The organism is Pimelobacter sp. 30-1 (assembly GCF_018831735.1).
GTDB lineage: Bacteria > Actinomycetota > Actinomycetes > Propionibacteriales > Nocardioidaceae > Nocardioides.
Genome location: NZ_NHTS01000003.1, coordinates 439610 through 463910, shown reverse-complemented (window position 1 = coordinate 463910; position 24301 = coordinate 439610). Strand labels below are relative to the sequence as shown.

Here is a 24301-nt window from a genome sequence, read left to right as displayed (position 1 = left end):
GGTGACGGCGTGAAGCGTGCTCTCGGGTTCCTGGCCGTACTCACCGCGCTGCCGGTGCTGACCGCCTGCACCGGCGAGCCGGAGGCAGCGCCGGCCGAGCCCGGCGTCACGACGGCCGCACCCGGGCACGAGGAGCTCGCGCCCGGGTGGGACGAGAGCCCGGACGGTGCCGCGCCGACTCCCGACGAGGAGCTCGACGACGCCGCGCTGTCGGCGCTGCTGCGCACCCGGGCGACGGCGTCCGGCGCCGAGCACTGCACCCCCGACCGGGTCGCGGTCACGCTGGAGGGCTTCGACCAGGCGGCCGGGCACCGCTACAGCCGGGTCGTCGTCCGCAACACCGGGGACGGGCCGTGCGTGGTCGAGGGGGTGCCCGGGGTGGGCGCCCGCGGGACCTGGGGGACGACGTTCGTCAACGAGGTGGGCCCGGGGACGTCCGACGCCCCGGCGGGCCCGGTCCGGCTCGCGCCGGGGGAGCGGGCCACGAGCGACCTGGAGTGGACCGGCGACCTCGCCGGTGCCGAGCCCGAGTCCGAGCGTGTGTCGCTGCTCGTGCTCCAGCTCGCGCGCGGTCAGGTTCCGGTCGCCGTGCCGGCGCGGATCGCCGGGGACACCCCCGACGACCCGACGCTCGACATCGGGCCGCTCACCACCGTGCGGCTGACGCCGTTCAGGCGCTGAGCTTCTCCAGCGCGGCCAGTTCGACGCACACCGCGACGCCGGCCATCGCGGCCTCGACCTCGGCGAGCACCGGGAACGTGGGGGCGAGGCGGATGTTGCGGTCGTTCGGGTCGTCGCCGTGGGGGAACGCCGAGCCGGCGGGGGTCAGCGCGATGCCGGCCTCCTTGGCGAGCGCGACCACGCGCGACGCCGTACCGTCGAGGACGTCGAGGTTGACGAAGTAGCCGCCGGTCGGCACCGTCCACTCGGCGATACCGAGCCCGGTCAGGCGCGAGGACAGTGCGTCCTCGACCGCGGTGAACTTCGGCGCGATGAGGTCGCGGTGCTTGCGCATGTGGGCCCGGACGCCGTCGGCGTCGCCGAAGAGCTCGACGTGGCGCAGGTGGTTGATCTTGTCCGGGCCGATGGAGCCGAAGCCGAGGCGCTGGAGGTACCACGCCTTGTTCTCGGGGGACGCCGCGAGCGCGGCGACGCCGGCGCCGGCGAAGGTGATCTTGGAGGTCGAGGCGAACATGATCGGCCGGTTCGGGTGCCCCGAGGCGGCGGCGAGCCCGAGCGCGTCGGCGCTCTTGATCTCGTCGTCGGTCAGGTGGTGCACGGCGTAGGCGTTGTCCCAGAAGATCCGGAAGTCGGGCGCTGCGGTCGGCATCGCCATCAGCTCGGCGGCGACCTCGGCGGAGCAGACCGCGCCGGTCGGGTTGGCGTACGTCGGCACGATCCACAGGCCCTTGACGGCCGGGTCGTCGGCGACGAGGCGGCGCACGGCGACCGGGTCGGGGCCGTCGGGGGTCATCGGGACCGGGAGCATCTCGATGCCGAGCTCGGCGAGCATCGTGAAGTGGCGGTCGTAGCCCGGCACCGGGCAGACGAACTTCACGACCGGCTCCTCGCCCCACGGGCGGGGCGAGTCGGGGCCGCCCTTGAGCAGCAGCGCGGTGAGCACCTGGTGCATCATCGTCAGGCTGGAGTTGCCGCCGCAGACCACCGCGGCGACGTCGACGCCCAGCAGGTCGGCGAAGATCTCGCGCATCTCGGGCAGGCCCTCGAGGCCGCCGTAGTTGCGCACGTCGGCGCCCGAGCGGTCCCGGTACGACGTGGGCAGGCCGAGCAGCGCGTTGGACAGGTCGAGCTGGTCGGCGCCGGGCTTGCCGCGCGTCAGGTCGAGCGTCAGGCCGCGGGCCTTGAGGTCGTCGTACGCGCCACGCACCGTGGTGAGGCGGGTGGCGAGCTCGTCGGCGGAGAGGGCGGACAGCGGCTGCGCGGAGGTGGTCACAGGACCATCGTGCCAAGTCCGCGCGCGGGGCGCGCGCCCGGTCCGTCCGTCGAGGTCAGAGCTCGCCGCGCTCGCGCCGCAGCGCGACCATGTCGGCGGTGCGCTGGTGCAGCGCGACGACCTCCTCGCGGTAGGCGCTCGCGAGGTCCGTGCCGAGCACGTCGACCTCGCCGCTCGACGCCCAGGCCAGCACCACGGAGCCGTCCGGGCGCAGTCCCCAGGTGCGGTCCCCGTCGCCGTAGACCGCGAACGCCGGGACGACGTCGGTGATCCCCGCCTCGCGCAGCCCCTCGGCGCGCTCCTCGATCGAGGCCCAGCCGGGCAGGTCCTCCCCGCCCACCCCGAGCACCACGAGACCCGGCCAGAAGGTCCAGGCCGGGCCGACGTCGAACACCTGCGGCGCGGGCCACAGCTCGGTGCGCGCGAGGACCGCCAGCCCGTTGAGCCGGTCGCCGAGCAGCGCGCGCAGGGGTGCCGGCACGGTGAGGCCGAGGGCCGCCTCGAGCGCCACGACCTGCTCCTCGGTCGCCGGGCCGGCCGCGACGATCTCGTAGTCGTCGCGGCTGGTGTCCTGGAGTGCGGCGACGAGCTCGTCGTGCAGGGTGGGGGTCTCGCTCATGCGAGCACCGTCCCCGCGGCGACGAGCCGCAAACCGTGGGGCGGGGGAGTCGGCGCCGATTTGGTGCGGCGCGGCGGGCGCCGTACCGTTGCCGACTGAAACCTTAAGACCGCCGGTCGTCTGGGCTCCCAGCCCTGACCGAAGGATCCGCGAGACATCGCGGACGGCCTGCGCAGGGGATCAGAGCACGACCCGGGTACCGCAAGGTGCCCGAAGTCCACGCCCTGAGCGCCTGCGCTCGGGGCGTTCGTCGTATCGGGGCCCTTCGCGGTGGTAACCACTGGAAGGAGACCCATGGCGCGGGCAGACAAGCAGGCCGCCGTCGCGGAGATCGCTGAGTCCTTCAGCGAGTCCGCTGGCGCTGTGCTGACCGAGTACCGCGGTCTCACCGTCAAGGAGCTGCAGGACCTTCGCCGCTCCCTCGGTGCGAACGCCAACTACGCCGTGGTCAAGAACACGCTGGCCAAGCTCGCCGCCACGGAGGCGGGCATCGAGGGCTTCGACGAGCTCCTCACCGGCCCGACCGCCATCGCCTTCATCAAGGGCGACGTCGTCGAGGCTGCCAAGGGTCTGCGTGACTTTGCCAAGGCGAACCCCACCCTCGTGATCAAGGGTGGCGTTCTGGACGGCAACCTCCTCGACGCGAAGGAGATCGCCAAGCTGGCCGATCTCGAGTCGCGCGAGGTGCTCCTCGGCAAGCTGGCGGGCGCGATGCTCGCTTCGCTCAGCCAGGCCGTCTACCTCCTCAACGCCCCGCTCGCCCAGGCTGCCCGGCTCGCCGGTGCCCTGGAGGCGAAGGCCCAGGAGGACCCCACGATCCTCGCAGGTGGTGCCGGTACGCCGGCCGCTGCCGAGGAGACCCCGGCCGCCGACGAGGCTGCCGCCGAGGAGGCCCCCGAGGCCCCCGAGGCTGCCGCTGACGAGGCTGCCGACTCCACCGACGCCTGAGCCCAGGCCGACGTACCACCACCTGAAACCCGGTCCGCGTCCGCGGGCCACAAGCACCAAGAAGGAGACGCCACCATGGCGAAGCTCACCACCGACGAGCTCCTCGACGCGTTCAAGGAGATGACCCTCATCGAGCTCTCCGAGTTCGTGAAGCAGTTCGAGGAGACCTTCGGCGTCACCGCCGCCGCCCCGGTCGCCGTTGCCGCCGCTCCCGCCGCCGGCGGTGCCGCGGGTGGCGACGACGCCGCCGCTGCGCAGGACGAGTTCGACGTCGTCCTCGAGGCTGCCGGTGACAAGAAGATCAACGTCATCAAGGAGGTCCGCGCGCTGACCTCCCTCGGTCTCAAGGAGGCCAAGGACCTCGTCGAGGGCGCCCCGAAGGCGATCCTCGAGAAGGTCAACAAGGAGACGGCTGACAAGGCCAAGGAGGCCCTCGAGGGCGCCGGCGCCACCGTCACCCTCAAGTGATCTCCTCCGGTCGCCGCGCCGCCTCCGGGTGGGCGTAGCGGCCGGACAGCTCGCTGGCACGAGGCGGGTCCCTTCGGGGGCCCGCCTCGTGCTGTTTTTGGTGCGCGAAGTGCGCGGGTTGCTGCGCCGAGGTCGCGGGGTTGCTGGGTCGAAGTCGCGGGGTTGCTGCGCCGAGGGTGCAGGTTTCCTGGGTCGAGGTCGCAGGGTGGCTGGTGAGCTGGGTTGCGGTGGCGGCCGCGCTTAGCCGGCCGTCCCCCGCCGTCAAGGACCCTCGCTTCGCTCGGTCCGCTTCGCGGCGCCCGTCGGGCGTCCTTGACTGCGGGGGCCCTGACGGCCGGCTGGGCGGCGCGACAACGGCACGGGCTCCGCCCGCGCCGCCGCTGTGCGGCCGCCACCTCCGGCTCGGCTGTCGCCTCGTCCGCCGCCACCTCCGCCGCTTCCGCGGCCCCGGCCGGGTGGGGTTCGGGGCTACCACTACTCGTGAGTTGGACGCTAGAGCTACTCGTCAGTACTTTGCGGGTCTCGATGGTCGGGTAGGCGTGACGCATGCCACGGATGCCGCGTAACGTGCGCCACGCGGCTGCGTTGTTCCTACGCAGCCTGGGCCGGCAGGCGGACGAGGGAGAGGTCAATCATGGGCGTCGACGTACAGGTGACGAACCTGACGAAGCAGTTCGGGAAGCAGCTCATCTGGAAGGGCGTGTCGCTGACCCTTCCGGCGGGCGAGATCTCGGTGATGCTCGGACCGTCGGGTACCGGCAAGTCCGTCTTTCTCAAGGCGCTGATCGGCCTGATCAAGCCCGACGAGGGCTCCATCGTGATCGAGGGCACCGACATCGCGTCGTGCTCCGAGAAGGAGCTCTACGAGATCCGCAAGCTGTTCGGCGTGCTGTTCCAGGACGGCGCGATGTTCGGCTCGATGAACCTCTTCGACAACGTCGCCTTCCCGCTGCGCGAGCACACCAAGAAGTCCGAGTCCGAGATCCGTGACATCGTCATGGAGAAGATGGACATGGTCGGTCTGCTCGGGGCCGAGGACAAGCTTCCCGGTGAGATCTCCGGTGGTATGCGCAAGCGGGCCGGGCTGGCCCGGGCGCTGGTGCTGGACCCCGAGATCCTGCTGATCGACGAGCCGGACTCCGGTCTCGACCCGGTGCGTACGTCGTTCATCAACCAGCTCTTCGTCGACCTCAACGCCCAGATCGACGCGACCTTCCTCATCGTGACCCACGACATCCACAGCGTGCGGGTGGTGCCGGACCAGATCGGTCTGCTGTACCACAAGCACCTGGCGATGTACGGGCCGCGCGAGATGCTGCTGTCCTCGGACGAGCCTGTCGTGCGCCAGTTCCTCAACGCGCAGACGATCGGGCCGATCGGCATGTCGGAGGAGAAGGACGCCGACCAGCTGGAGGCCGAGAAGGACATGGACCTGCCGCCGCTGCCGCCGATCCCGCTCCAGATGGAGCCCTCCAACGGCATCCCGCGCCGGGCGCAGGCCGAGCCGGGTGCCTGGTGCCGGGCCAACGGGATCACGCCGCCTCCGGGGTCGTTCACCCGCGAGGCCGAGCACGCGGCGGGACAGCAGCAGAGCTGAGCCGGCGCGCGGCGCACCACGGGAACGGATCGAGGAGACAGCATCAGGATGGAAAGGGGCGGTAGGTGTCGCTGACCGCTGCACGTGTCATCGCCCCCTTCGGTACGGCGGGCAAGCTGTTCGCCTTCGCGCTGGACGTCGGTCGCGGGCTCTTCCGGCGACCGTTCCAGACGCGGGAGTTCATCCAGCAGGCCTGGTTCATCGCCTCGGTCACGATCATCCCGACCGCGCTCGTCGCCATCCCGTTCGGCGCGGTCATCGCGCTCCAGGTCGGTGGCCTGATCAAGCAGTTCGGTGCCCAGTCGTTCACCGGCTCGGCGTCGGTGCTGGCGGTCATCCAGCAGGCGGGGCCGATCGCGACGGCGTTGCTGATCGCGGGGGCCGGTGGGTCGGCGATCGCGGCCGACCTCGGCGCGCGCAAGATCCGTGAAGAGCTCGACGCGATGATGGTGCTGGGCATCGATCCGATCCAGCGCCTCGTCGTGCCCCGGGTGCTGGCGTGCATGCTCGTGGCGGTCTTCCTCAACGGCATGGTCAGCGTCGTCGGCGTGGCCGGCGGCTACGTCTTCAACGTCATCCTCCAAGACGGTACGCCGGGCGCGTACCTGGCCAGCTTCACCGCGCTCGCCCAGCTACCGGACGTGTGGATCGGCATGATCAAGGCGCTGGTCTTCGGACTCATCGCCGCGATCGTCGCCGCCTACAAGGGCATGAACGCCGGTGGCGGCCCCAAGGGCGTGGGCGATGCCGTCAACGAGTCCGTGGTCATCACCTTCCTGCTGCTGTTCGTCGTCAACTTCACCCTGAGCACGATCTATCTCCAGGTCGTCCCGCCGAAGACGGGTTAGGGGAGCGGACATGGCGAGCATCAAGGCGATCTACGACCGGCCGATGAAGGGCCTGGACAACCTCGGTCACGAGCTGTCCTTCTACCTCAAGGTCCTCATCGCGCTGCCCCGGTCGGTACGCCGCTACCCGCGCGAGATCCTGCGCATCCTGGCCGAGGTCACCCTCGGCTCGGGCGCCCTGGCGGTCATCGGCGGCACGGTCGGCGTCATCATCGGCATGACCTTCTTCACCGGGGCCCAGGTCGGGCTCTCCGGGTACGCCGCGCTCAACCAGCTCGGCACCGCGGCGTTCTCCGGCTTCGTCTCGGCGTACTTCAACACCCGCGAGATCGCCCCGCTGGTGGCGGGCATCGCGCTCGCCGCGACGGTCGGCTGCGGCTTCACCGCCCAGCTGGGCGCGATGCGGATCTCCGAGGAGATCGACGCCGTCGAGGTGATGGCGATCCCGTCGATGCAGTTCCTGGTCACCACGCGGGTGATCGGCGGCCTGATCGCCATCGTCCCCCTGTACGTCGTGGGCCTGCTCTCGTCGTACGTCGCGAGCCGCCTGGTGGTCACCCAGTTCTACGGGCAGTCATCAGGCACCTACGACCACTACTTCAACCAATTCCTGCCACCCGGCGACGTGCTGTGGTCCTTCGGCAAGGTGCTGGTGTTCGCGGTGGTCGTCATCCTCATCCACTGCTACCACGGCTACACCGCCTCCGGCGGTCCGGCCGGCGTGGGCGTCGCGGTGGGTCGTGCGGTGCGGACGAGCATCGTGGCGATCAACGTGATCGACCTCTTCCTGTCCATGGCGATCTGGGGCGCCTCGACCACCGTGCGACTGGCGGGGTGAGGCGACGATGAACCGCGTGCTCTCCGCCCACCGCGTGCTCGGTGTCGTCTTCGTGTGCCTGCTGCTGGTCGGCGTCTGGCTGACCTACGCGACGTTCACCAAGAAGTTCACCAGCTACGACCGGGTCACCCTCGAGACGACCAACATCGGCCTGCAGCTGCCGACCCGGGCCGACGTCAAGGTCCGCGGCGTGATCGTGGGCGAGGTGCTCGCCACCGAGGCCGGCGACGCCGGTGGCGCCAAGATCACCCTCGGCCTCTACCGCGACAAGATCGGCGTGGTCCCGGCCAACGTGACCGGCTCGATCGTGCCCAAGACGCTCTTCGGCGAGAAGTACGTCTCGCTCGTCATCCCCGACAGCGGCCCGTCCGGCACGATGCGCGCCGGCGCGACCATCGACCGCACGGTGGTCAGCACCGAGCTCGAGGAGGTCCTCTCCGACCTCTACCCGCTGCTCCAGACGGTGCGGCCGGCCGACCTCAACATGACGCTGACCGCGCTCGCGACCGCGCTCGAGGGCCGCGGCGAGCAGCTGGGCAAGAACCTCGAGGTGCTCGACTCCTACCTCAAGCGGCTCAACCCGCAGATCCCGGCGCTGCTCGAGGACCTCAAGCTCACCGCCGACGTCTCCGACACCTACGCCGACATCCTTCCCCAGGTGGCCCAGATCCTCGACGACACCGTCAAGACCACCGGCACCATCGAGGAGCGCGAGGCCTCGCTGCGCGCGACCCTGCGCGACGTGCGGACCTTCTCCGACACCGCGCGCTCGTTCCTCGACGCCAACGCCGAGCGGCTCGAGGAGGCCGGGCGGCTGAGCACGCCGATCCTGCGGGCGCTGGCGCGCTACGCGCCCGAGATCCCGTGCATGGCCAAGGCGATCACCACTGTCCAAGGCCGGCTCGCCCAGGCGTTCCGCGGCTACGAGCTGCACATCGTGCTCGAGACGCTGCAGGACCAGCCGCGCAAGTACACCGCCAAGGACAAGCCGATCTTCGGTGACGACCGCGGCCCCGACTGCCTCGGCCTGCCCAACCCGGTGTGGAGCCAGGAGAACCCGCACGGCCCGCTGCCCAAGCTCAACGACGGCATCAACGGCAACACCGGCAAGGGCAACCTGCGTCCCGGCGCCGGCTACCAGGGCACCCCGGACGACGTGACCGCGCTGCGTGGCGCCCTCGACGCCGAGTACGACGGCGCCGGTTCCGACCTCAACGTCCTGCTGACCGGCCCGCTGCTCGCCCAGGGAGCCACGCGATGATCCGGGGCCTCGACAAGCAGACCAGCGGCGCGCTCGTCCGGCTGGTGATCTTCATGGTCACCACCGCGCTGGCGACCGGCGTGCTGATCGTGACGATCGGCAACCTGTCCTTCGGCAGCACCAAGCAGTACTCCGCCGACTTCACCGACGCGACCGGCGTCAACAAGGGCGACGACATCCGCATCGCCGGCGTCAAGATCGGCACCGTCGAGGGCGTCGAGGTCAAGGGCGCCCACCGGGCCCGGGTCACCTTCAAGGTCGACGCCGACACGGTCCTCGACGGCGCGACCCACGCCCGGATCCGCTACCGCAACCTGATCGGCCAGCGCTACATCTCGCTGACCCAGGAGGGCACCGCCGGCGGCGGTCGCCTCGGCGAGGGCGACACGATCGCGATGGGCAACACCGAGGCCGCGCTCGACCTGACGGTCCTCTTCAACGGCTTCAAGCCGCTCTTCCAGGCGCTCTCGCCCGACGACATCAACAAGCTCTCCTACGAGATCGTCCAGGTCTTCCAGGGTGAGGGCGGCACCGTCCAGGGGCTGCTGTCGAGCACCGCGTCAGTGACCCAGACGCTGGCCGACCGCGACCAGGTGATCGGCGACCTGATCGAGAATCTCGACTACGTCCTGGGCCACGTCGCCGACCGCGACAAGCAGCTGACCCGGCTCATCGACAGCTTCCGCTCGCTCGTGGGCGGTCTCAACGACGACCGTGAGGCGATCCTCTCCTCGCTCGACTCGATCTCGGACCTCTCGGTGCAGACCGCGGCCCTGGTGACCGACATCAAGGACCCGTTCGTCAAGGACATCAAGGAGCTGCGCAAGCTCGCCGGCAACCTCGACCGCAACCGCAAGGAGATCGACCGCTCCCTGCAGGTGCTCCCGATCAAGCTCACCAAGATCGGCCGGACGGCGACCTACGGCTCCTGGTTCAACTTCTACCTGTGCCACTTCAAGGCCACGATCACGCTGCCGGGCGCGAAGAAGCCGCTCCCGCCGGTCGCCTACAAGGTGGCCGCCGACCGGTGCTCGCTCCAGCGGGAGGTGGGTCAGTGATGAAGCCGTTCCGCGAGCGCAACCCCGTCATCATCGGCATGGTCAGCATCGCCGTGCTGGTGCTCGGCCTGGTCGCGGCGTTCCGCGCCCAGGATCTGCCGCTGATCGGCGGCGGCGACACCTACTACGCCTCGTTCTCCGAGGCGGGCGGGCTCAAGGTCAAGGACGAGGTCCGCATCGCCGGCGTCCGCGTCGGCCAGGTGACCTCGATGGACCTCGACGGCAACTCGGTCAAGGTCGGCTTCAAGATCAAGTCCGACGCCGCGTTCGGCGACGAGACCCGGGCCGACATCAAGGTCAAGACGATCCTCGGCTCGATGTTCCTCGCGCTCGAGCCGGCCGGCAGCGGCCAGCTCGCCGAGGGCACCACGATCCCGGTCGAGCGGACCAGCTCGCCGTACGACGTGGTCGACGCCTTCACCGGCCTCGCCGAGACCTCCGCTGACATCGACACCGACCAGCTCGCCGCGTCGCTGACGACGCTGGCCGACCTGACCCGCAACACGCCCGAGGACTTCCGCAAGGCGCTCACCGGCCTGTCCGCGCTGGCCGACACCGTCGCCTCGCGCGACAAGGAGATCGGCTCGCTGCTGCAGAACCTGCACCGGGTCTCGACCGTGCTCGACTCGCGCGACGAGGACATCGTCGCGCTGATGGGCGACGCCGACACGCTGTTCACCGCGCTGCTGCAGCGCAAGGAGCAGATCCACCGGCTGCTGGTCTCGACCTCGACGCTGAGCACCAAGCTGACCGGCCTGATCCGGGACAGCCGCGCCGACCTCAAGCCGGCGCTCGACCACCTCGACTCGGTGCTCCAGGTGATAAAGAAGAACGAGAACAACCTCGAGGACTCGATCGCGACGATGGCGCCCTTCTACCGGGTCTTCGCGAGCACGCTCGGCAGCGGCCCGTGGTTCGACACCTACATCTTCAACCTGCCGCCCGTCCCGGGGACGGTGGGCCAGTGACCGGGCTGCGCCGCTGGCTCCCGCTGGCCGTCATCGGACTCCTCGTCGTCGCCGGCGTGGTGTGGATGTTCGGTGGCAAGGGCGACAGCAAGACCGTGACGGCGTACTTCCCGCGGGCCGTGTCGGTCTACGAGGGCAGCGACCTTCGGGTGCTCGGCGTCCGGGTCGGCCAGGTCGACGAGGTGACCCCCGCGGGCACCAAGGTCAAGGTCGTCATGTCCTACGACTCCGACGTCAAGGTGCCGGCCGACGCCGACGCGGTGATCGTCTCGCCGTCGGTGGTGGGGGACCGCTACATCCAGCTCTCGCCCGCCTACGAGAAGGGGGACGAGGAGATGGCCGACAACACGGTCATCGAGGTCGCCAAGACCGCCGTCCCGCTCGAGCTCGACCAGATCTACTCCAGCATCGACAAGCTGACGGTGGCACTGGGGCCCAACGGCGCCAACAAGGACGGTGCGCTCACCGACCTGCTGGAGCAGACCGCCCGCAACTTCGGCGGCCAGGGCGCCAACTTCCACCAGACGATCAAGGACTTCGGCCGGCTCAGCGAGACGCTCGACAACAACAAGGACGAGCTCTTCGAGTCGACGGCCCAGCTCGAGTCGTTCATCAAGACGCTGGCCGACAACGACACGACCGTGCGCGACTTCAACAAGTCCCTCGGCAACGTCTCCAGCCTGCTCGCCGACGAGCGCCAGGAGCTGACCACCGCCCTGGGCAACCTCGGTACGGCGCTCGGCGAGGTCGCCACCTTCGTCAAGGACAACCGGGCCGTCCTCGGTCGCAACATCAAGGACGTCAACCGGGTCGCCAAGGTGCTGGTGCGCCAGCGCGCCGCGCTCGACGAGCTGCTCCAGGCCGGTCCGCTCGCGCTGACGAACCTGTACCACACGTACAACCCCAAGGACGGCACGCTCGACACCAACGCCAACCTGGGCAACATCCTCCACGAGCTGACCTCCAACCCGGGCGCCGTCGTGTGCGCCCTGGTCTCGGGCGTCGACAAGAAGGGCGACCTGTGCAAGCTGGTCGACAAGCTGCTGCCCCGCGGTGCGCCGTTCGGGACCGGCTCGTGGTCCGGCAAGCAGTACGACCCGACCCTCAACGGCCTGGTGGAGGTGGACCGATGACGACCCGCCTGCGCGCGCGCCTGGGCCGCCGTACCCGTGCGGTCGCCGCTCTCGGCGCCGGCCTGCTGCTGCTCACCGGCTGCAACTTCGACGTCTACTCGCTGCCGCTGCCCGGTGGTGCCGACACCGGCAAGGACCCGATCCACGTCAAGGTCCGCTTCCCCGACGTCCTCGACCTGGTGCCGAAGTCCTCGGTCAAGGTCAACGACGTCGCGGTCGGCCAGGTGACCAAGGTGACCCTCGACGGCTACCAGGCCGTGGTCGAGCTCGAGCTCCGCAAGGACGTCGACCTGCCCGACAACGCGGTCGCCACGATCCGCCAGACCAGCCTGCTCGGCGAGAAGTTCGTCTCGCTGGCCACGCCGACGTCCGGCGCCAAGGGCCGGCTCTCCGACGGCGACCTGATCCCCGACGGCGGCCACAACCCCGAGGTCGAGGACGTGCTGAGCGCGCTGAGCCTGGTGCTCAACGGCGGCGGCGTCGCCCAGCTCAAGACGATCTCCTCCGAGCTCAACCTCGCCCTCGAGGGCCGCGAGGGCTCGGCCAAGTCCGTGCTCACCCAGGTCTCGTCGCTGATGGGCCAGCTCGACCAGCGCAAGCAGGACATCGTGCGCGCGATCGAGTCGGTCAACCGGCTCGCGCTCACCGCGCGCAAGCACCAGAAGAGCATCGACGCGGCGCTCGACGAGCTGCCCAGCGCGCTCGACTCGCTCGACAGCCAGCGCGAGGACCTCGTCGCGATGCTCGACGGGCTGACCAAGCTCAGCGACGTCGGCGTCCGGGTCATCCAGACCACGCAGGCCACGACGGTCGACTCGCTCCGCTCGCTCGACCCGGTGCTCACCCAGCTGGCCAAGGCCGGCGACGACTTCGTCAAGGGCTTCAGCACGTTCCTGACCTACCCGTTCATCGACGAGTCGGTGGGCCGCGACCCGCGGGTCGCCGAGAACCTGCACATGGGCGACTACGTCAACCTGTCGATCGACCTGCAGCTCGACTTCAACAACCTCGCGCTGCCGGACATCCCGTGCATCCCGATCAACCTGCTGCCCGACAGCCCGCTCGACCAGCTGATCAACCTCAAGAACCTCTGCAACGGCGTCTACCAGACGCTCCAGGGGTGCCTGCGGACGCCGGTCAACATCGATGCCTGCCGCCAGCTCCCGAAGTACCTCTTCGACAACGTCTGCGCGGCGGTCAAGCTGCTGTGCGGCCTGGTCGGCAACAAGCCCGGGGCCACCAGCGGTGACAAGGCCAGTGCCGGCACCGACCCGCTCAGCCAGCTGCTCAACAACGTGCTCAAGGGCGGCGGCCTCGGCCGGCCCGCCCCCGGCGGCAGCAGCGAGGCCGACCTGATGTGGGCCGACTTCGACGACGCCTACGACGCCAACCTGCTCCGGGCCTACGCCGGCCCGCTGGTGGCCGCGCCCGGTGGCGCCACGACGACCGGGGGGACGAGCCGATGATCACCCGTCGTACCCGGATCCAGCTGATCGTCTTCGCGATCATCACGCTGCTCGGCGTCTCGTTCGTGGGCGCCCGCTACGCCAAGCTCGACCGGCTCGTGGTCGACCGCTCCTACACGGTCACCGCGCACTACCCGCAGTCCGGCGGCATCTTCACCGGTGCCGAGGTGACCTACCGCGGTGTCGGCATCGGCACGGTCGGCGACCTGGTCCTCACCGACAAGGGCGTCGACGTCCAGCTCGAGATCGAGAAGAAGTGGGACAAGATCCCGCGCGACAGCATCGCGCTGGTCGGCAACCGCTCCGCCGTCGGTGAGCAGTACGTCGAGCTGCAGCCCCAGACCGACAAGGGTCCCTACCTCGTCGACGGATCCCAGCTCGACGACGTCGCCACGCCCATCGCCACCGAGAAGCTGCTCGGCGACCTCTCCGCGACGGTCGCCAGCGTCGACCGGGACTCGCTGCGGACCACGGTCGAGGAGCTCGGCAAGGCCTTCGGCGGCACCGGCCCCGACCTGCAGAAGATCATCGACACCGGCAACTCGTTCATCGAGACCGCCAACGACAACTTCGACATCACCTCGGCGCTGATCAAGGACAGCAACACCGTCCTCAACGGCCAGCTCGCGACCGAGTCCTCGCTGCGCACCTTCGCCAGCCAGCTCTCGCTCTTCAGTGGCGCGCTCGCCGGCGCCGACCCGCAGCTGCGCAAGGTGATCGACTCCGGCTCGGCCGCGGCCACCCAGCTGCGCACCTTCCTGGAGCAGAACGGCGTCGAGCTCAGCGAGCTGCTCGCCAACCTGGTCGCCACCGGCCGGGTCGTGGTCAAGCACATCCCCGCGATCAAGCAGATGCTCGTCGTCTACCCCTACGCCGTGGTCGGTGGCTTCGTCACCGTCGGCAAGAGCCCCAACGGCTTCTGGGACGCCCACTTCGGCCTGGTCCTCGCGCCCGACAGCACGCCCTGCTACGCGGGCTACCTCAAGAAGCGCAAGAGCCCCTCCGACCGCTTCGAGAACCCGCCGATGCCCAACGTCGGCTGCACCGAGCCGGCCTCCAAGAGCAACCCGCGCGGCGCCCAGAACCTGCCGCGCGCCGTACCGGACGTCGACGGGACCTCCCCGGTCGTCGCCAGCTACGACACGAAGTCGGGCCAGCTGAGCTGGGGTGCGCCCGCGTCGTCCGACACCCGCCGGGGTAGCGTGGCGCCGCCGTCGCTGGGAGAGGACTCGTGGAAGTGGCTGTACGTCCAACCGATGCTCGACTCGACCGCGACCCGGTGAGGCCCGCCGCGCCCCGCGCCACGCTTCGCTGGATCGTCATGGCGGTCCTGCTCGGCGTCCTGGTCGCCTCCCTCGGCGTCACCGCCTGGGTGGTGGTCGACAAGGCCGACGGCGACCTCGGCTCCCTGCGCCACCCGCCCAAGGACGAGACCGCCCAGCGCGAGAAGGCTCTCGCCGCGGCCCGCACCTTCGTCCAGCGGTTCAACACCTACGGGCCCGGGCTGCTCGACAGCGCCGGCAAGATGCCCGACTACGCCGCGGTCGGTGGGCTGATGACGGCCAAGTTCCGCACGGTCTTCGACAAGAACGTCGGCTATGCCGAGGAGACCGTCAAGCAGACCCAGATCGACCGGACCGGTACGCCGTACGCGGTCGGGATCGCGTCGATCGACGCCGACTCCGCCCAGGTGCTCGTGGCCGGCGTCGTGGAGTTCTCCTACCCCGACCCGAAGAAGGCGGGGGAGCGGATCCCGTTCGAGCCGCTGCGCTTCCGCTACGAGGTCTCGCTGGTCAAGCAGGACGGCCGCTGGCTGGTCGACGACCTCGACGACGTCGACGACGAGCTGCCCTCGTTCGGTGAGGCCTCGATCCCGCAGGGTGGCGCGCCGAGCCCGGCGCCCTCGGGTGGGGCCAGCCCGTCCGGCAGCCCGACCGGCAACCCGACCGGCAACCCGACCGGAACGGCGGGTCAGTGATGAGGACCAACCTCTACGACCTCCTCGACGTCGACGAGAGCGCGAGCGCCGACGAGATCCGCGCCGCGTGGAAGTCCGCGATCGCCGACCTCGACCCGACCGAGCGCCGGTTCCGGGCGTTCAACGACGCCGCCGGGGTGCTGCTCGACGCCGAGCGCCGCGCCGCCTACGACGCGGAGCTGGCCGCCGAGCGAGAGGCTGCCGAGCCCGAGGTCACCCCCGAGCCCGAGCCCACAGGCACCCCGGCGCCCGCGCCCGCGTCCGCGCCGGCGACCGCGGCCGCGGCCGACGAGCCCGAGGGCAAGCCCGCCGCGCAGTCCGGCACCGGCCCCTCGACCACCGCCCTGATCGCCGTCGGTGTCGTGGCGCTGCTCGCCCTGGCCCTCGCGGTCGGCGTGCTCCTCATGCCCGGCGCCACCGGCGACGACACCGCCAAGGCGGTCTCCGAGCGCAACACCCGCGCCGAGCGCGCGGCGCTCTCGGCCGAGGGCGCCGCCGAGCAGATGGTCGCGCCGGTGCTGTCGTACAACTACAAGACGATGGCCGACGACCTCGAGCGCCACCGTGGCTACATGACCACGACGCTGGCCGACAAGCAGGCCCGCGCCTGGCCCGAGATCACCAAGGAAGCCGAGTCCCAGCAGATCGTCGTCGAGGCCAAGGCCAGCGCGACCGCCCTCACCCGGGTCGACCCGGCGGGGGACCGGGCCACGGTCGTGGTCTACGTCGACCAGTACGTCACCAAGGCCGGCGGCAAGCCCTTCGTGCTCCAGATGTGGGCGACGCTCTCGCTCAAGCGCGCCTCGGGCAGCGCCGAGCGCTGGCAGCTCGAGGACCTGTGCACCGACGCCTCCTGCGGGTGAGCGGATCGCTGCCCCGCGGCGAGGCCGCTTGACCTTCGGAGGCGGGCGCAGCATGATCGGCGGACCGGTTTCACCTGTGCACGACGGGACCGCTTCAACGGCTGTGTGAGGTTGCGCACCCGGACGTTGTCGAGCGCACCCCTTTGGTGTATCGTGGCTCCTTGCGCCTGCCCTCAGATGCGCTTCGGCCTGCCCGGTGGCCGATGACGTGGTGGGCTTGGGCGCTCTCGAAGAGTCGAACCCGTCGAAGGACAACTCTTGGCCGCGCGCACCACCCCCGGTAAGTCCCGCATCTCGTTTGCGAAGATCCAGGAGCCGATGGAGCTCCCGAAGCTCCTCTCGCTCCAGACCGACAGCTTCGACTGGCTGATCGGCAACGAGGCTCACAAGTCCCGGATCGAGGCCCGCCGGGCCGAGGGCCAGGACGCGTCCGACAAGTCCGGTCTCGAGGAGATCTTCGAGGAGATCTCGCCGATCGAGGACTTCTCCGAGACGATGTCGCTCTCGTTCGAGAACCCCGTCTTCTACGACCCCAAGTACACGGTCGACGAGTGCAAGGAGAAGGACCTCACCTACTCCGCGCCGCTCTACGTCTCGGCCGAGTTCACCAACAACGAGACCGGTGAGATCAAGGGCCAGACGGTCTTCATGGGCGACTTCCCCCTGATGACCCCCAAGGGCACCTTCGTCATCAACGGCACCGAGCGCGTCGTCGTCTCCCAGCTCGTCCGCTCGCCGGGTGTGTACTTCGAGCGCCAGGCCGACAAGACGTCCGACAAGGACATCTTCACCGCCCGCCTGATCCCCAGCCGCGGCGCCTGGCTGGAGTTCGAGATCGACAAGCGCGACATGGTCGGCGTCCGCCTCGACCGCAAGCGCAAGCAGAACGTCACGGTCCTGCTCAAGGCCCTCCAGGCCATCGCCGAGGACACCGGCGAGGAGTACGACTACGAGGCCGTCATGGCCGACCTGCGTCAGTTCGAGTCGATCCAGCTGACCGAGGAGAAGGACAACACGCAGGGTCCCGACGACGCCCTGCTCGACATCTACCGCAAGCTGCGCCCGGGCGAGCCGCCGACGCGTGAGGCCGCGCTGACGCTGCTGAAGAACTACTACTTCAACCCGAAGCGCTACGACCTGGCCAAGGTCGGTCGCTACAAGATCAACAAGAAGCTGGGCCAGGACCAGCCGTTCGACCAGCAGACGATGACGATCTCCGACATGGTCGCGACGATCCGCTACATCGTGGCGCTGCACGACGGCCGGGCCGAGCTCTCGACGCCCCAGGGCGACATCGAGATCAGCCCCGACGACATCGACCACTTCGGCAACCGCCGCATGCGCACGGTCGGCGAGCTGATCCAGAACCAGCTCCGCACCGGTCTGGCGCGCATGGAGCGCGTGGTCCGCGAGCGGATGACGACCCAGGACGTCGAGGCCATCACGCCGCAGTCCCTGATCAACATCCGTCCCGTGGTCGCGGCGCTGAAGGAGTTCTTCGGCACCTCGCAGCTCTCGCAGTTCATGGACCAGACCAACCCGATCGCGGGCCTGACGCACAAGCGTCGCCTCTCCGCGCTCGGCCCGGGTGGTCTCTCCCGTGACCGCGCCGGCATGGAGGTCCGTGACGTCCACCCGTCGCACTACGGCCGGATGTGCCCGATCGAGACGCCGGAAGGCCCGAACATCGGTCTGATCGGCTCGCTCGCGTCGTACGGGCGGATCAACCCGTTCGGCTTCGTCGAGACGCCCTACCGCAAGGTCGAGAACGGTGTCGTCACCGACCAGATCGACTACCTGACCGCCGACGACGAGGACCGCTACGTCATCGCGCAGGCCAACGCGGCCCTCGACGCCAACAACCGCTTCGCCGAGGAGCGGGTGCTGGTCCGCCAGCGCGACGGCGAGGTCTCCGAGATCACGGCCGACGAGGTCGACTACATGGACGTCTCGCCGCGCCAGATGGTGTCGGTCGCGACGGCCCTGATCCCGTTCCTCGAGCACGACGACGCCAACCGCGCGCTCATGGGCGCCAACATGCAGCGTCAGGCCGTCCCGCTCATCAAGAGCGACAGCCCGATCGTCGGCACCGGCATCGAGTTCCGCGCCGCGGTCGACGCCGGCGACGTCGTCACCGCCACCAAGGCCGGTGTGGTCAAGGAGGTCTCCGCGGACCTCGTCGAGACCATGAACGACGACGGCACCTACTCGTCGTACCGGCTCGCGAAGTTCAAGCGCTCCAACCAGGGCACCTGCATCAACCAGCGCCCGCTGGTCGTCGCCGGTGACCGGGTCGAGGCCGGCTCGCCGATCGCCGACGGTCCGTGCACCGACATGGCCGAGATGGCGCTGGGCACCAACCTGCTCGTGGCGTTCATGCCGTGGGAGGGCCACAACTACGAGGACGCGATCATCCTCAGCCAGCGCCTGGTGCAGGAGGACGTCCTCACCTCGATCCACATCGAGGAGCACGAGGTCGACGCCCGCGACACCAAGCTCGGGCCCGAGGAGATCACCCGCGACATCCCGAACGTCAGCGAGGAGATGCTCGCCGACCTCGACGAGCGCGGCATCATCCGGATCGGCGCGGAGGTCACCACCGGTGACATCCTCGTCGGCAAGGTGACGCCCAAGGGCGAGACCGAGCTGACCCCCGAGGAGCGCCTGCTCCGCGCGATCTTCGGTGAGAAGGCGCGCGAGGTGCGCGACACCTCGATGAAGGTCCCGCACGGTGAGTCCGGCACGGTCATCGGCGTCCGCGTCTTCGACCGCGAAGAGGGCGACGAGCTCCCGCCGGGTGTCAACCAGCTGGTCCGCGTGTACGTCGCGCAGAAGCGCAAGATCTCCGTGGGTGACAAGCTCGCCGGCCGTCACGGCAACAAGGGTGTCATCGCCAAGATCCTGCCGATCGAGGACATGCCGTTCATGGAGGACGGCACGCCGGTCGACGTCGTGCTCAACCCGCTGGGTGTGCCGCGACGGATGAACATCGGTCAGATCCTCGAGCTGCACCTGGGCTGGCTCGGCAAGCAGGGCTGGCACATCGACGCCGACCTCAAGAACGAGGAGTGGGCCCAGCGCCTGACCTCGATCGGTGCCGACCAGGCCGAGCCGAACACCAAGCTGGCGACCCCCGTCTTCGACGGCGCCCGCGAGGACGAGATCACCGGCCTGCTCGGTCAGACCCTGCCCAACCGCGACGGTGTCCGGATGGTCAAGGAGAGCGGCAAGGCCAGCCTCTTCGACGGTCGCTCCGGCGAGCCGTTCAAGGACCCGGTCTCGGTCGGCTACATGTACATCCTCAAGCTCCACCACCTGGTCGACGACAAGATCCACGCGCGTTCGACCGGTCCGTACTCGATGATCACGCAGCAGCCCCTGGGTGGTAAGGCCCAGTTCGGTGGCCAGCGGTTCGGCGAGATGGAGGTGTGGGCGATGGAGGCGTACGGCGCCGCCTACGCCCTCCAGGAGCTCCTGACGATCAAGTCCGACGACGTGCCCGGTCGCGTCAAGGTCTACGAGGCCATCGTGAAGGGCGAGAACATCCCCGACTCGGGTATCCCGGAGTCGTTCAAGGTTCTCGTCAAGGAGATGCAGTCGCTCTGCCTCAACGTGGAGGTGCTGTCCCAGGACGGCTCCGCCATCGCGTTGAAGGACGCGGAGGAGGACGTCTTCCGCGCCGCCGAGGAGCTCGGCATCGACCTCTCCCGTCGCGAGCCCTCGAGCGTCGAAGAAGTCTGAGCGGATCGCCCCGGTGGTTTCGAGGCTCGCGAGCTCGCACCTCAACCACCGGGGCCCCCTCAGTCCCCAGCCTCACCTTTCACAGAACTAACGAAGGACAGCAGCCATCGTGCTCGACGTGAACTTCTTCGACCAGCTTCAGATCGGCCTGGCCACCGCGGACGACATCCGCACGTGGAGCCACGGCGAGGTCAAGAAGCCGGAGACCATCAACTACCGCACGCTCAAGCCCGAGCGTGACGGCCTCTTCTGCGAGAAGATCTTCGGTCCCACCCGGGACTGGGAGTGCTACTGCGGCAAGTACAAGCGGGTCCGCTTCAAGGGCATCATCTGCGAGCGCTGCGGCGTCGAGGTGACCCGCTCCAAGGTCCGCCGTGAGCGGATGGGCCACATCGAGCTCGCCGCCCCGGTCACCCACATCTGGTACTTCAAGGGTGTGCCGAGCCGCCTGGGCTACCTGCTCGACCTGGCGCCGAAGGACCTCGAGAAGGTCATCTACTTCGCGGCCTACATGATCACCTCGGTCGACGAGGACGCCCGGCACCGCGACCTGTCCTCGCTCGAGGGCAAGGTGCAGCTCCAGCGCGAGTCCATCGAGAAGCGCCGCGACGCCGGCCTCGAGGACCGCACCAAGAAGCTCGAGGACGACCTCGCCACGCTCGAGGCCGAGGGTGCCAAGGCCGACCAGCGCCGCAAGGTGCGCGACGGCGCCGAGCGCGAGCTCAAGCAGCTGCGCGACCGCGCCCAGCGCGAGCTGGACCGCCTCGACGAGGTCTGGGACACGTTCAAGAGCCTCAAGGTCCAGGACCTCATGGGCGACGAGATCCTCTACCGCGAGATGAAGAACTGGTTCGGCAAGTACTTCGAGGGCCACATGGGCGCCACGGCGATCCAGAAGCGCCTGCAGAGCTTCGACCTCGACGCCGAGGTCGAGAACCTGCGCGAGACCATCGCCACCGGCAAGGGTCAGCGCAAGGTCCGCGCGCTCAAGCGGCTCAAGGTCGTCGAGGCCTTCCGCAAGACCGGCAACAAGCCCGAGGGCATGGTCCTCGACGCCGTTCCGGTCATCCCGCCGGACCTGCGCCCGATGGTGCAGCTCGACGGTGGCCGCTTCGCGACCTCCGACCTCAACGACCTGTACCGCCGCGTCATCAACCGGAACAACCGCCTCAAGCGGCTGCTCGACCTCGGTGCGCCGGAGATCATCGTCAACAACGAGAAGCGGATGCTCCAGGAGGCCGTCGACTCGCTGTTCGACAACGGCCGTCGTGGTCGCCCCGTCACCGGCCCGGGCAACCGGCCGCTGAAGTCGCTCTCCGACATGCTCAAGGGCAAGCAGGGTCGCTTCCGCCAGAACCTGCTCGGCAAGCGCGTGGACTACTCGGGCCGTTCGGTCATCGTGTCGGGTCCGCAGCTCAAGCTGCACCAGTGCGGTCTGCCCAAGCAGATGGCGCTCGAGCTGTTCAAGCCGTTCGTGATGAAGCGCCTCGTCGACCTGTCGCACGCGCAGAACATCAAGTCCGCCAAGCGGATGGTCGAGCGCGCCCGCCCGGTCGTGTGGGACGTCCTCGAAGAGGTCATCACCGAGCACCCCGTGCTGCTCAACCGTGCGCCCACGCTGCACCGTCTCGGCATCCAGGCCTTCGAGCCCCAGCTGATCGAGGGCAAGGCCATCCAGCTGCACCCGCTGGTCTGCACCGCGTTCAACGCCGACTTCGACGGTGACCAGATGGCGGTCCACCTGCCGCTGTCCGCCGAGGCGCAGGCCGAGGCCCGGATCCTGATGCTGTCGACCAACAACATCCTCAAGCCGTCGGACGGCCGTCCGGTGACCATGCCCACCCAGGACATGATCATCGGCCTGTTCTTCCTCACCACCGAGCGTGGCGAGGCGACGGTCGAGGCCGGCGGCGAGACCCGCCTGCGGACCTTCTCGTCCCCGGCCGAGGCGATCATGGCCTACGACCGCGGCGAGATCACGCTGCAGAACAAGGTCCAGATCCGTCTCGAGGACTACTTCTTCGAGGGTGTCGAGGAGGGCGTGGCCTCGCTGGTCGAGACCACGCTGGGCCGCACGATCTTCAACGACGCGCTGCCGGCCGACTACCCGTACGTCAACGAGGAGGTCGGCAAGAAGCGCCTCGGCGCGATCGTCAACGACCTCGCCGAGCGCTACCCCAAGGTCGTCGTCGCGGCGTCCCTGGACGCGCTCAAGGACAACGGCTTCCACTGGGCCACCCGCTCGGGTGTCACGGTCTCGATCGACGACGTCATCACGCCGCCGAACAAGTCCGAGATCCTCGCCAAGCACGAGGCCGACGCGGCCAAGATCCAGAAGCAGTACGAGCGCGGTCTGGTCACCGACGACGAGCGCCGCCAGGAGCTCATCGAGATCTGGACCAAGGCGAGCCAGGAGGTCGGCAAGGCACTGCGGGCCACCTTCGAGGCGAACCCGACCAACCCGATCTACGTCCAGGTCCACTCGGGCGCCTCGGGTAACTTCAACCAGATCAACCAGGTCGGCGCCATGCGTGGTCTGGTGGCCAACCCCAAGGGCGAGATCATCCCGCGGCCGATCAAGGCCAACTTCCGCGAGGGTCTGTCCGTGCTGGAGTACTTCATCTCCACCCACGGTGCCCGCAAGGGTCTGGCGGACACCGCGCTGCGGACCGCCGACTCGGGCTACCTGACCCGTCGTCTGGTCGACGTGTCGCAGGACGTCATCATCCGTGAGGACGACTGCGGCACCGAGCGCGGCCTGCCCAAGGTCATCGGCGTCAAGGACGAGAACGGCGTGGTCGTCAAGGACGAGAACGCCGAGACCGCCGCGTACGCCCGCTCGGCCGCCAAGGAGATCACCCACCCGACCACGGGTGAGGTGCTCGCCACCGCGGGCGAGGACCTCGGTGACGTCAAGATCGCCGAGCTCATCGAGGCCGGCATCGAGACGGTCACGGTCCGCTCGGTCCTGACCTGCGACGCCCGTACCGGCACCTGCGCGAAGTGCTACGGCCGCTCGCTGGCGACCGGCAAGCTCGTCGACATCGGCGAGGCCGTCGGCATCATCGCGGCCCAGTCGATCGGTGAGCCCGGCACGCAGCTGACGATGCGTACCTTCCACACCGGTGGTGTGGCCTCGGCCGACGACATCACGCAGGGTCTGCCCCGCGTCGTGGAGCTCTTCGAGGCGCGGACCCCCAAGGGTCACGCCCAGATCTCCGAGGCCGCCGGTCGCATCTCCATCGAGGAGACCGACAAGGCCCGCATCGTCATCGTCACCCCCGACGACGGCAGCGAGGTCAAGGAGTACCCCGTGTCCCGCCGCTCGCGCCTCCTCGTCGAGGACGGCGGCCGGGTCGAGGTGGGCGACAAGTTCACCGCCGGTACCGAGGACCCGAAGGAGGTGCTGCGCATCCTTGGTGTCCGCAAGACCCAGCAGCACCTCGTCGACCAGGTCCAGGAGGTCTACCGGTCGCAGGGTGTGTCGATCCACGACAAGCACATCGAGATCATCGTGCGGCAGATGCTGCGCCGGATCACGGTGCTCGAGTCGGGCGAGACCAACCTGCTGCCGTCCGACCTCGTCGACCGGGTCCGCTTCGAGGAGGAGAACCGGCGCGTGGTCTCCGAGGGCGGCAAGCCGGCCTCGGGTCGTCCGGAGCTCATGGGCATCACCAAGGCCTCGCTCGCGACCGAGTCGTGGCTCTCGGCGGCCTCCTTCCAGGAGACCACCCGGGTGCTCACCGACGCCGCGATCAACGGCCGCTCCGACAGCCTGCGCGGCCTGAAGGAGAACGTGATCATCGGCAAGCTGATCCCGGCCGGCACCGGTCTGGAGCGCTACCGGAACATCCGGGTCGAGCCCACCGAGGAGGCGCGCGCCGCGGCGTACGCCGTCACCGGCTACGAGTCCTACGACTACGAGTTCGGCAACCAGGGCCAGGCCGTGGCGCTGGACGACTTCGACTTCGGTTCCTACCAGAACTGATCGAGTCAGCCGAAGGCCCTCCCGAGCACTGCTCGGGAGGGCCTTCGGGCATTTCGGGGGGACTCAGGCGAGCGCGGCGGCGAGCCGGCCGCCGACGGCGGCGATCGCGTCGGCGTCCCCGCGCACCCCGGGCTGCCAGGGCAGGGTCAGCCGGTCGCGGGTCTTGTCGGCGTACCGGGGGACGACGTGGAGGTGGAAGTGGAAGACGGTCTGCCACGCGTCGGCGCCGCAGCAGTTGAGCAGGTTGACGCCGTCGGCGCCCAGCTCGGTGAGCACGGTCCGGGCGATGCGCTGGGCGGCCAGCGTGACGTCGCCGAGGTCGGCCGGCGCGATCTCGGTCAGGTCGCGGCTGTGCCGCTTGGGGATCACCAGGAGGTGGCCCTCGGAGGCCGGCTGGATGTCCATGAAGGCGAAGGTCGTGGCGTCCTCGGCGACCTTGACCGCCGGCACCTCGCCGGCCACGATGCCGCAGAACAGGCAGGGATCAGTCATGGTCCGACCCTAGGGCGTGCGACCACGGCCGAAGGCCCTCCCGAGCAGTGCTCGGGAGGGCCTTCCCCTTTCTCGAGGACG

General features: G+C 69.4%; 19 protein-coding genes. 16 read left to right on the top strand and 3 right to left on the bottom strand.

What is annotated here, in order from left to right; genetic code table 11:
* The first annotated feature begins 9 nt into the window (after positions 1-9).
* The gene (locus tag CCO04_RS28390; RefSeq protein WP_215813501.1) at positions 10-681 is read left to right on the top strand and encodes a DUF4232 domain-containing protein; all 672 of its coding nucleotides are present in this window, start codon (positions 10-12) and stop codon (positions 679-681) included.
* On the opposite strand, the gene CCO04_RS07590 is transcribed toward CCO04_RS28390, so the two are convergent.
* Positions 671-1954 (bottom strand): aminotransferase class I/II-fold pyridoxal phosphate-dependent enzyme, encoded by a 1284-nt coding sequence (locus tag CCO04_RS07590; protein WP_215813500.1) that lies wholly within the window; start codon positions 1952-1954, stop codon positions 671-673. The two genes, CCO04_RS28390 and CCO04_RS07590, sit on opposite strands and share 11 nt — an antisense overlap.
* A gap of 55 nt (positions 1955-2009) precedes the next feature.
* Positions 2010-2573 (bottom strand): SMI1/KNR4 family protein, encoded by a 564-nt coding sequence (locus tag CCO04_RS07585; RefSeq protein WP_215813499.1) that lies wholly within the window; start codon positions 2571-2573, stop codon positions 2010-2012.
* A 294-nt stretch (positions 2574-2867) separates the two neighbouring features.
* On the opposite strand from CCO04_RS07585, the gene rplJ reads away from it, so the two are divergent.
* The 15 genes from rplJ to CCO04_RS07510 all read left to right on the top strand — a co-directional run bounded on the left by rplJ (position 2868) and on the right by CCO04_RS07510 (position 23728).
* Entirely contained in the window at positions 2868-3521 is a 654-nt protein-coding gene (gene rplJ / locus CCO04_RS07580) for a 50S ribosomal protein L10 (RefSeq protein ID WP_215813498.1), read from the top strand.
* Between the two features lie 75 nt (positions 3522-3596).
* Complete coding sequence (gene rplL / locus CCO04_RS07575) at positions 3597-3989, top strand: 50S ribosomal protein L7/L12 (protein ID WP_215813497.1); 393 nt, start codon at positions 3597-3599, stop codon at positions 3987-3989.
* Positions 3990-4623: 634 nt separating this feature from the next.
* Complete coding sequence (locus tag CCO04_RS07570) at positions 4624-5586, top strand: ABC transporter ATP-binding protein (protein ID WP_038676937.1); 963 nt, start codon at positions 4624-4626, stop codon at positions 5584-5586.
* A 65-nt stretch (positions 5587-5651) separates the two neighbouring features.
* Complete coding sequence (locus CCO04_RS07565) at positions 5652-6434, top strand: MlaE family ABC transporter permease (RefSeq protein WP_374196981.1); 783 nt, start codon at positions 5652-5654, stop codon at positions 6432-6434.
* 10 nt (positions 6435-6444) lie between these two features.
* On the top strand, positions 6445-7272 hold the full coding sequence (locus CCO04_RS07560; RefSeq protein ID WP_215813496.1) for an ABC transporter permease: 828 nt from the start codon (positions 6445-6447) through the stop codon (positions 7270-7272).
* 7 nt (positions 7273-7279) lie between these two features.
* Entirely contained in the window at positions 7280-8533 is a 1254-nt protein-coding gene (locus CCO04_RS07555) for an MCE family protein (RefSeq protein ID WP_215813495.1), read from the top strand.
* Positions 8530-9591: an MCE family protein gene (locus tag CCO04_RS07550; RefSeq protein ID WP_252372841.1), complete on the top strand. Its 1062-nt coding sequence runs from the start codon at positions 8530-8532 to the stop codon at positions 9589-9591. Before CCO04_RS07555 ends, CCO04_RS07550 begins: the two co-directional genes overlap by 4 nt.
* Positions 9591-10559, top strand: coding sequence for an MCE family protein (locus CCO04_RS07545; RefSeq protein ID WP_215813494.1), 969 nt, complete (start codon positions 9591-9593; stop codon positions 10557-10559). Before CCO04_RS07550 ends, CCO04_RS07545 begins: the two co-directional genes overlap by 1 nt.
* Positions 10556-11692 (top strand): MCE family protein, encoded by a 1137-nt coding sequence (locus tag CCO04_RS07540; protein ID WP_308281147.1) that lies wholly within the window; start codon positions 10556-10558, stop codon positions 11690-11692. The genes CCO04_RS07545 and CCO04_RS07540 overlap by 4 nt, the downstream gene beginning before the upstream one ends.
* Positions 11689-13158, top strand: coding sequence for an MCE family protein (locus CCO04_RS07535; protein WP_215813493.1), 1470 nt, complete (start codon positions 11689-11691; stop codon positions 13156-13158). Before CCO04_RS07540 ends, CCO04_RS07535 begins: the two co-directional genes overlap by 4 nt.
* Entirely contained in the window at positions 13155-14441 is a 1287-nt protein-coding gene (locus tag CCO04_RS07530) for an MlaD family protein (protein ID WP_215813492.1), read from the top strand. Before CCO04_RS07535 ends, CCO04_RS07530 begins: the two co-directional genes overlap by 4 nt.
* Positions 14442-14479: 38 nt before the next feature.
* Positions 14480-15136 carry a hypothetical protein gene (locus CCO04_RS07525; RefSeq protein ID WP_215813491.1) on the top strand — a complete coding sequence of 219 codons (657 nt, stop codon included), beginning with the start codon at positions 14480-14482 and terminating at the stop codon, positions 15134-15136.
* Positions 15136-15999 carry a hypothetical protein gene (locus CCO04_RS07520; protein ID WP_215813490.1) on the top strand — a complete coding sequence of 288 codons (864 nt, stop codon included), beginning with the start codon at positions 15136-15138 and terminating at the stop codon, positions 15997-15999. The genes CCO04_RS07525 and CCO04_RS07520 overlap by 1 nt, the downstream gene beginning before the upstream one ends.
* A 318-nt stretch (positions 16000-16317) precedes the next feature.
* Entirely contained in the window at positions 16318-19740 is a 3423-nt protein-coding gene (rpoB, locus tag CCO04_RS07515; RefSeq protein WP_252372840.1) for a DNA-directed RNA polymerase subunit beta, read from the top strand.
* A gap of 109 nt (positions 19741-19849) precedes the next feature.
* Positions 19850-23728 carry a DNA-directed RNA polymerase subunit beta' gene (locus tag CCO04_RS07510; RefSeq protein ID WP_215813488.1) on the top strand — a complete coding sequence of 1293 codons (3879 nt, stop codon included), beginning with the start codon at positions 19850-19852 and terminating at the stop codon, positions 23726-23728.
* A gap of 63 nt (positions 23729-23791) precedes the next feature.
* Here CCO04_RS07510 and CCO04_RS07505 read toward each other — a convergent pair whose 3' ends face one another.
* Positions 23792-24220, bottom strand: a complete 429-nt coding sequence (locus CCO04_RS07505; RefSeq protein WP_215813487.1) for an HIT family protein — start codon at positions 24218-24220, stop codon at positions 23792-23794.
* Between the last annotated feature and the right edge of the window lie 81 nt (positions 24221-24301).

Excerpts from the sequence above, each read along its gene's own strand:
- rplL (WP_215813497.1), top strand. The coding sequence starts at position 3,597 with ATGGCGAAGCTCACCACCGACGAGCTCCTCGACGCGTTCAAGGAGATG.
- CCO04_RS07530 (WP_215813492.1), top strand. The coding sequence starts at position 13,155 with ATGATCACCCGTCGTACCCGGATCCAGCTGATCGTCTTCGCGATCATC.
- CCO04_RS07545 (WP_215813494.1), top strand. The coding sequence starts at position 9,591 with ATGAAGCCGTTCCGCGAGCGCAACCCCGTCATCATCGGCATGGTCAGC.
- CCO04_RS07535 (WP_215813493.1), top strand. The coding sequence starts at position 11,689 with ATGACGACCCGCCTGCGCGCGCGCCTGGGCCGCCGTACCCGTGCGGTC.
- CCO04_RS07525 (WP_215813491.1), top strand. The coding sequence starts at position 14,480 with ATGGCGGTCCTGCTCGGCGTCCTGGTCGCCTCCCTCGGCGTCACCGCC.
- CCO04_RS07505 (WP_215813487.1), bottom strand. The coding sequence starts at position 24,220 with ATGACTGATCCCTGCCTGTTCTGCGGCATCGTGGCCGGCGAGGTGCCG.
- rplJ (WP_215813498.1), top strand. The coding sequence starts at position 2,868 with ATGGCGCGGGCAGACAAGCAGGCCGCCGTCGCGGAGATCGCTGAGTCC.
- CCO04_RS07570 (WP_038676937.1), top strand. The coding sequence starts at position 4,624 with ATGGGCGTCGACGTACAGGTGACGAACCTGACGAAGCAGTTCGGGAAG.
- CCO04_RS07585 (WP_215813499.1), bottom strand. The coding sequence starts at position 2,573 with ATGAGCGAGACCCCCACCCTGCACGACGAGCTCGTCGCCGCACTCCAG.
- CCO04_RS07555 (WP_215813495.1), top strand. The coding sequence starts at position 7,280 with ATGAACCGCGTGCTCTCCGCCCACCGCGTGCTCGGTGTCGTCTTCGTG.
- CCO04_RS07560 (WP_215813496.1), top strand. The coding sequence starts at position 6,445 with ATGGCGAGCATCAAGGCGATCTACGACCGGCCGATGAAGGGCCTGGAC.
- rpoB (WP_252372840.1), top strand. The coding sequence starts at position 16,318 with ATGGAGCTCCCGAAGCTCCTCTCGCTCCAGACCGACAGCTTCGACTGG.
- CCO04_RS07550 (WP_252372841.1), top strand. The coding sequence starts at position 8,530 with ATGATCCGGGGCCTCGACAAGCAGACCAGCGGCGCGCTCGTCCGGCTG.
- CCO04_RS07520 (WP_215813490.1), top strand. The coding sequence starts at position 15,136 with ATGAGGACCAACCTCTACGACCTCCTCGACGTCGACGAGAGCGCGAGC.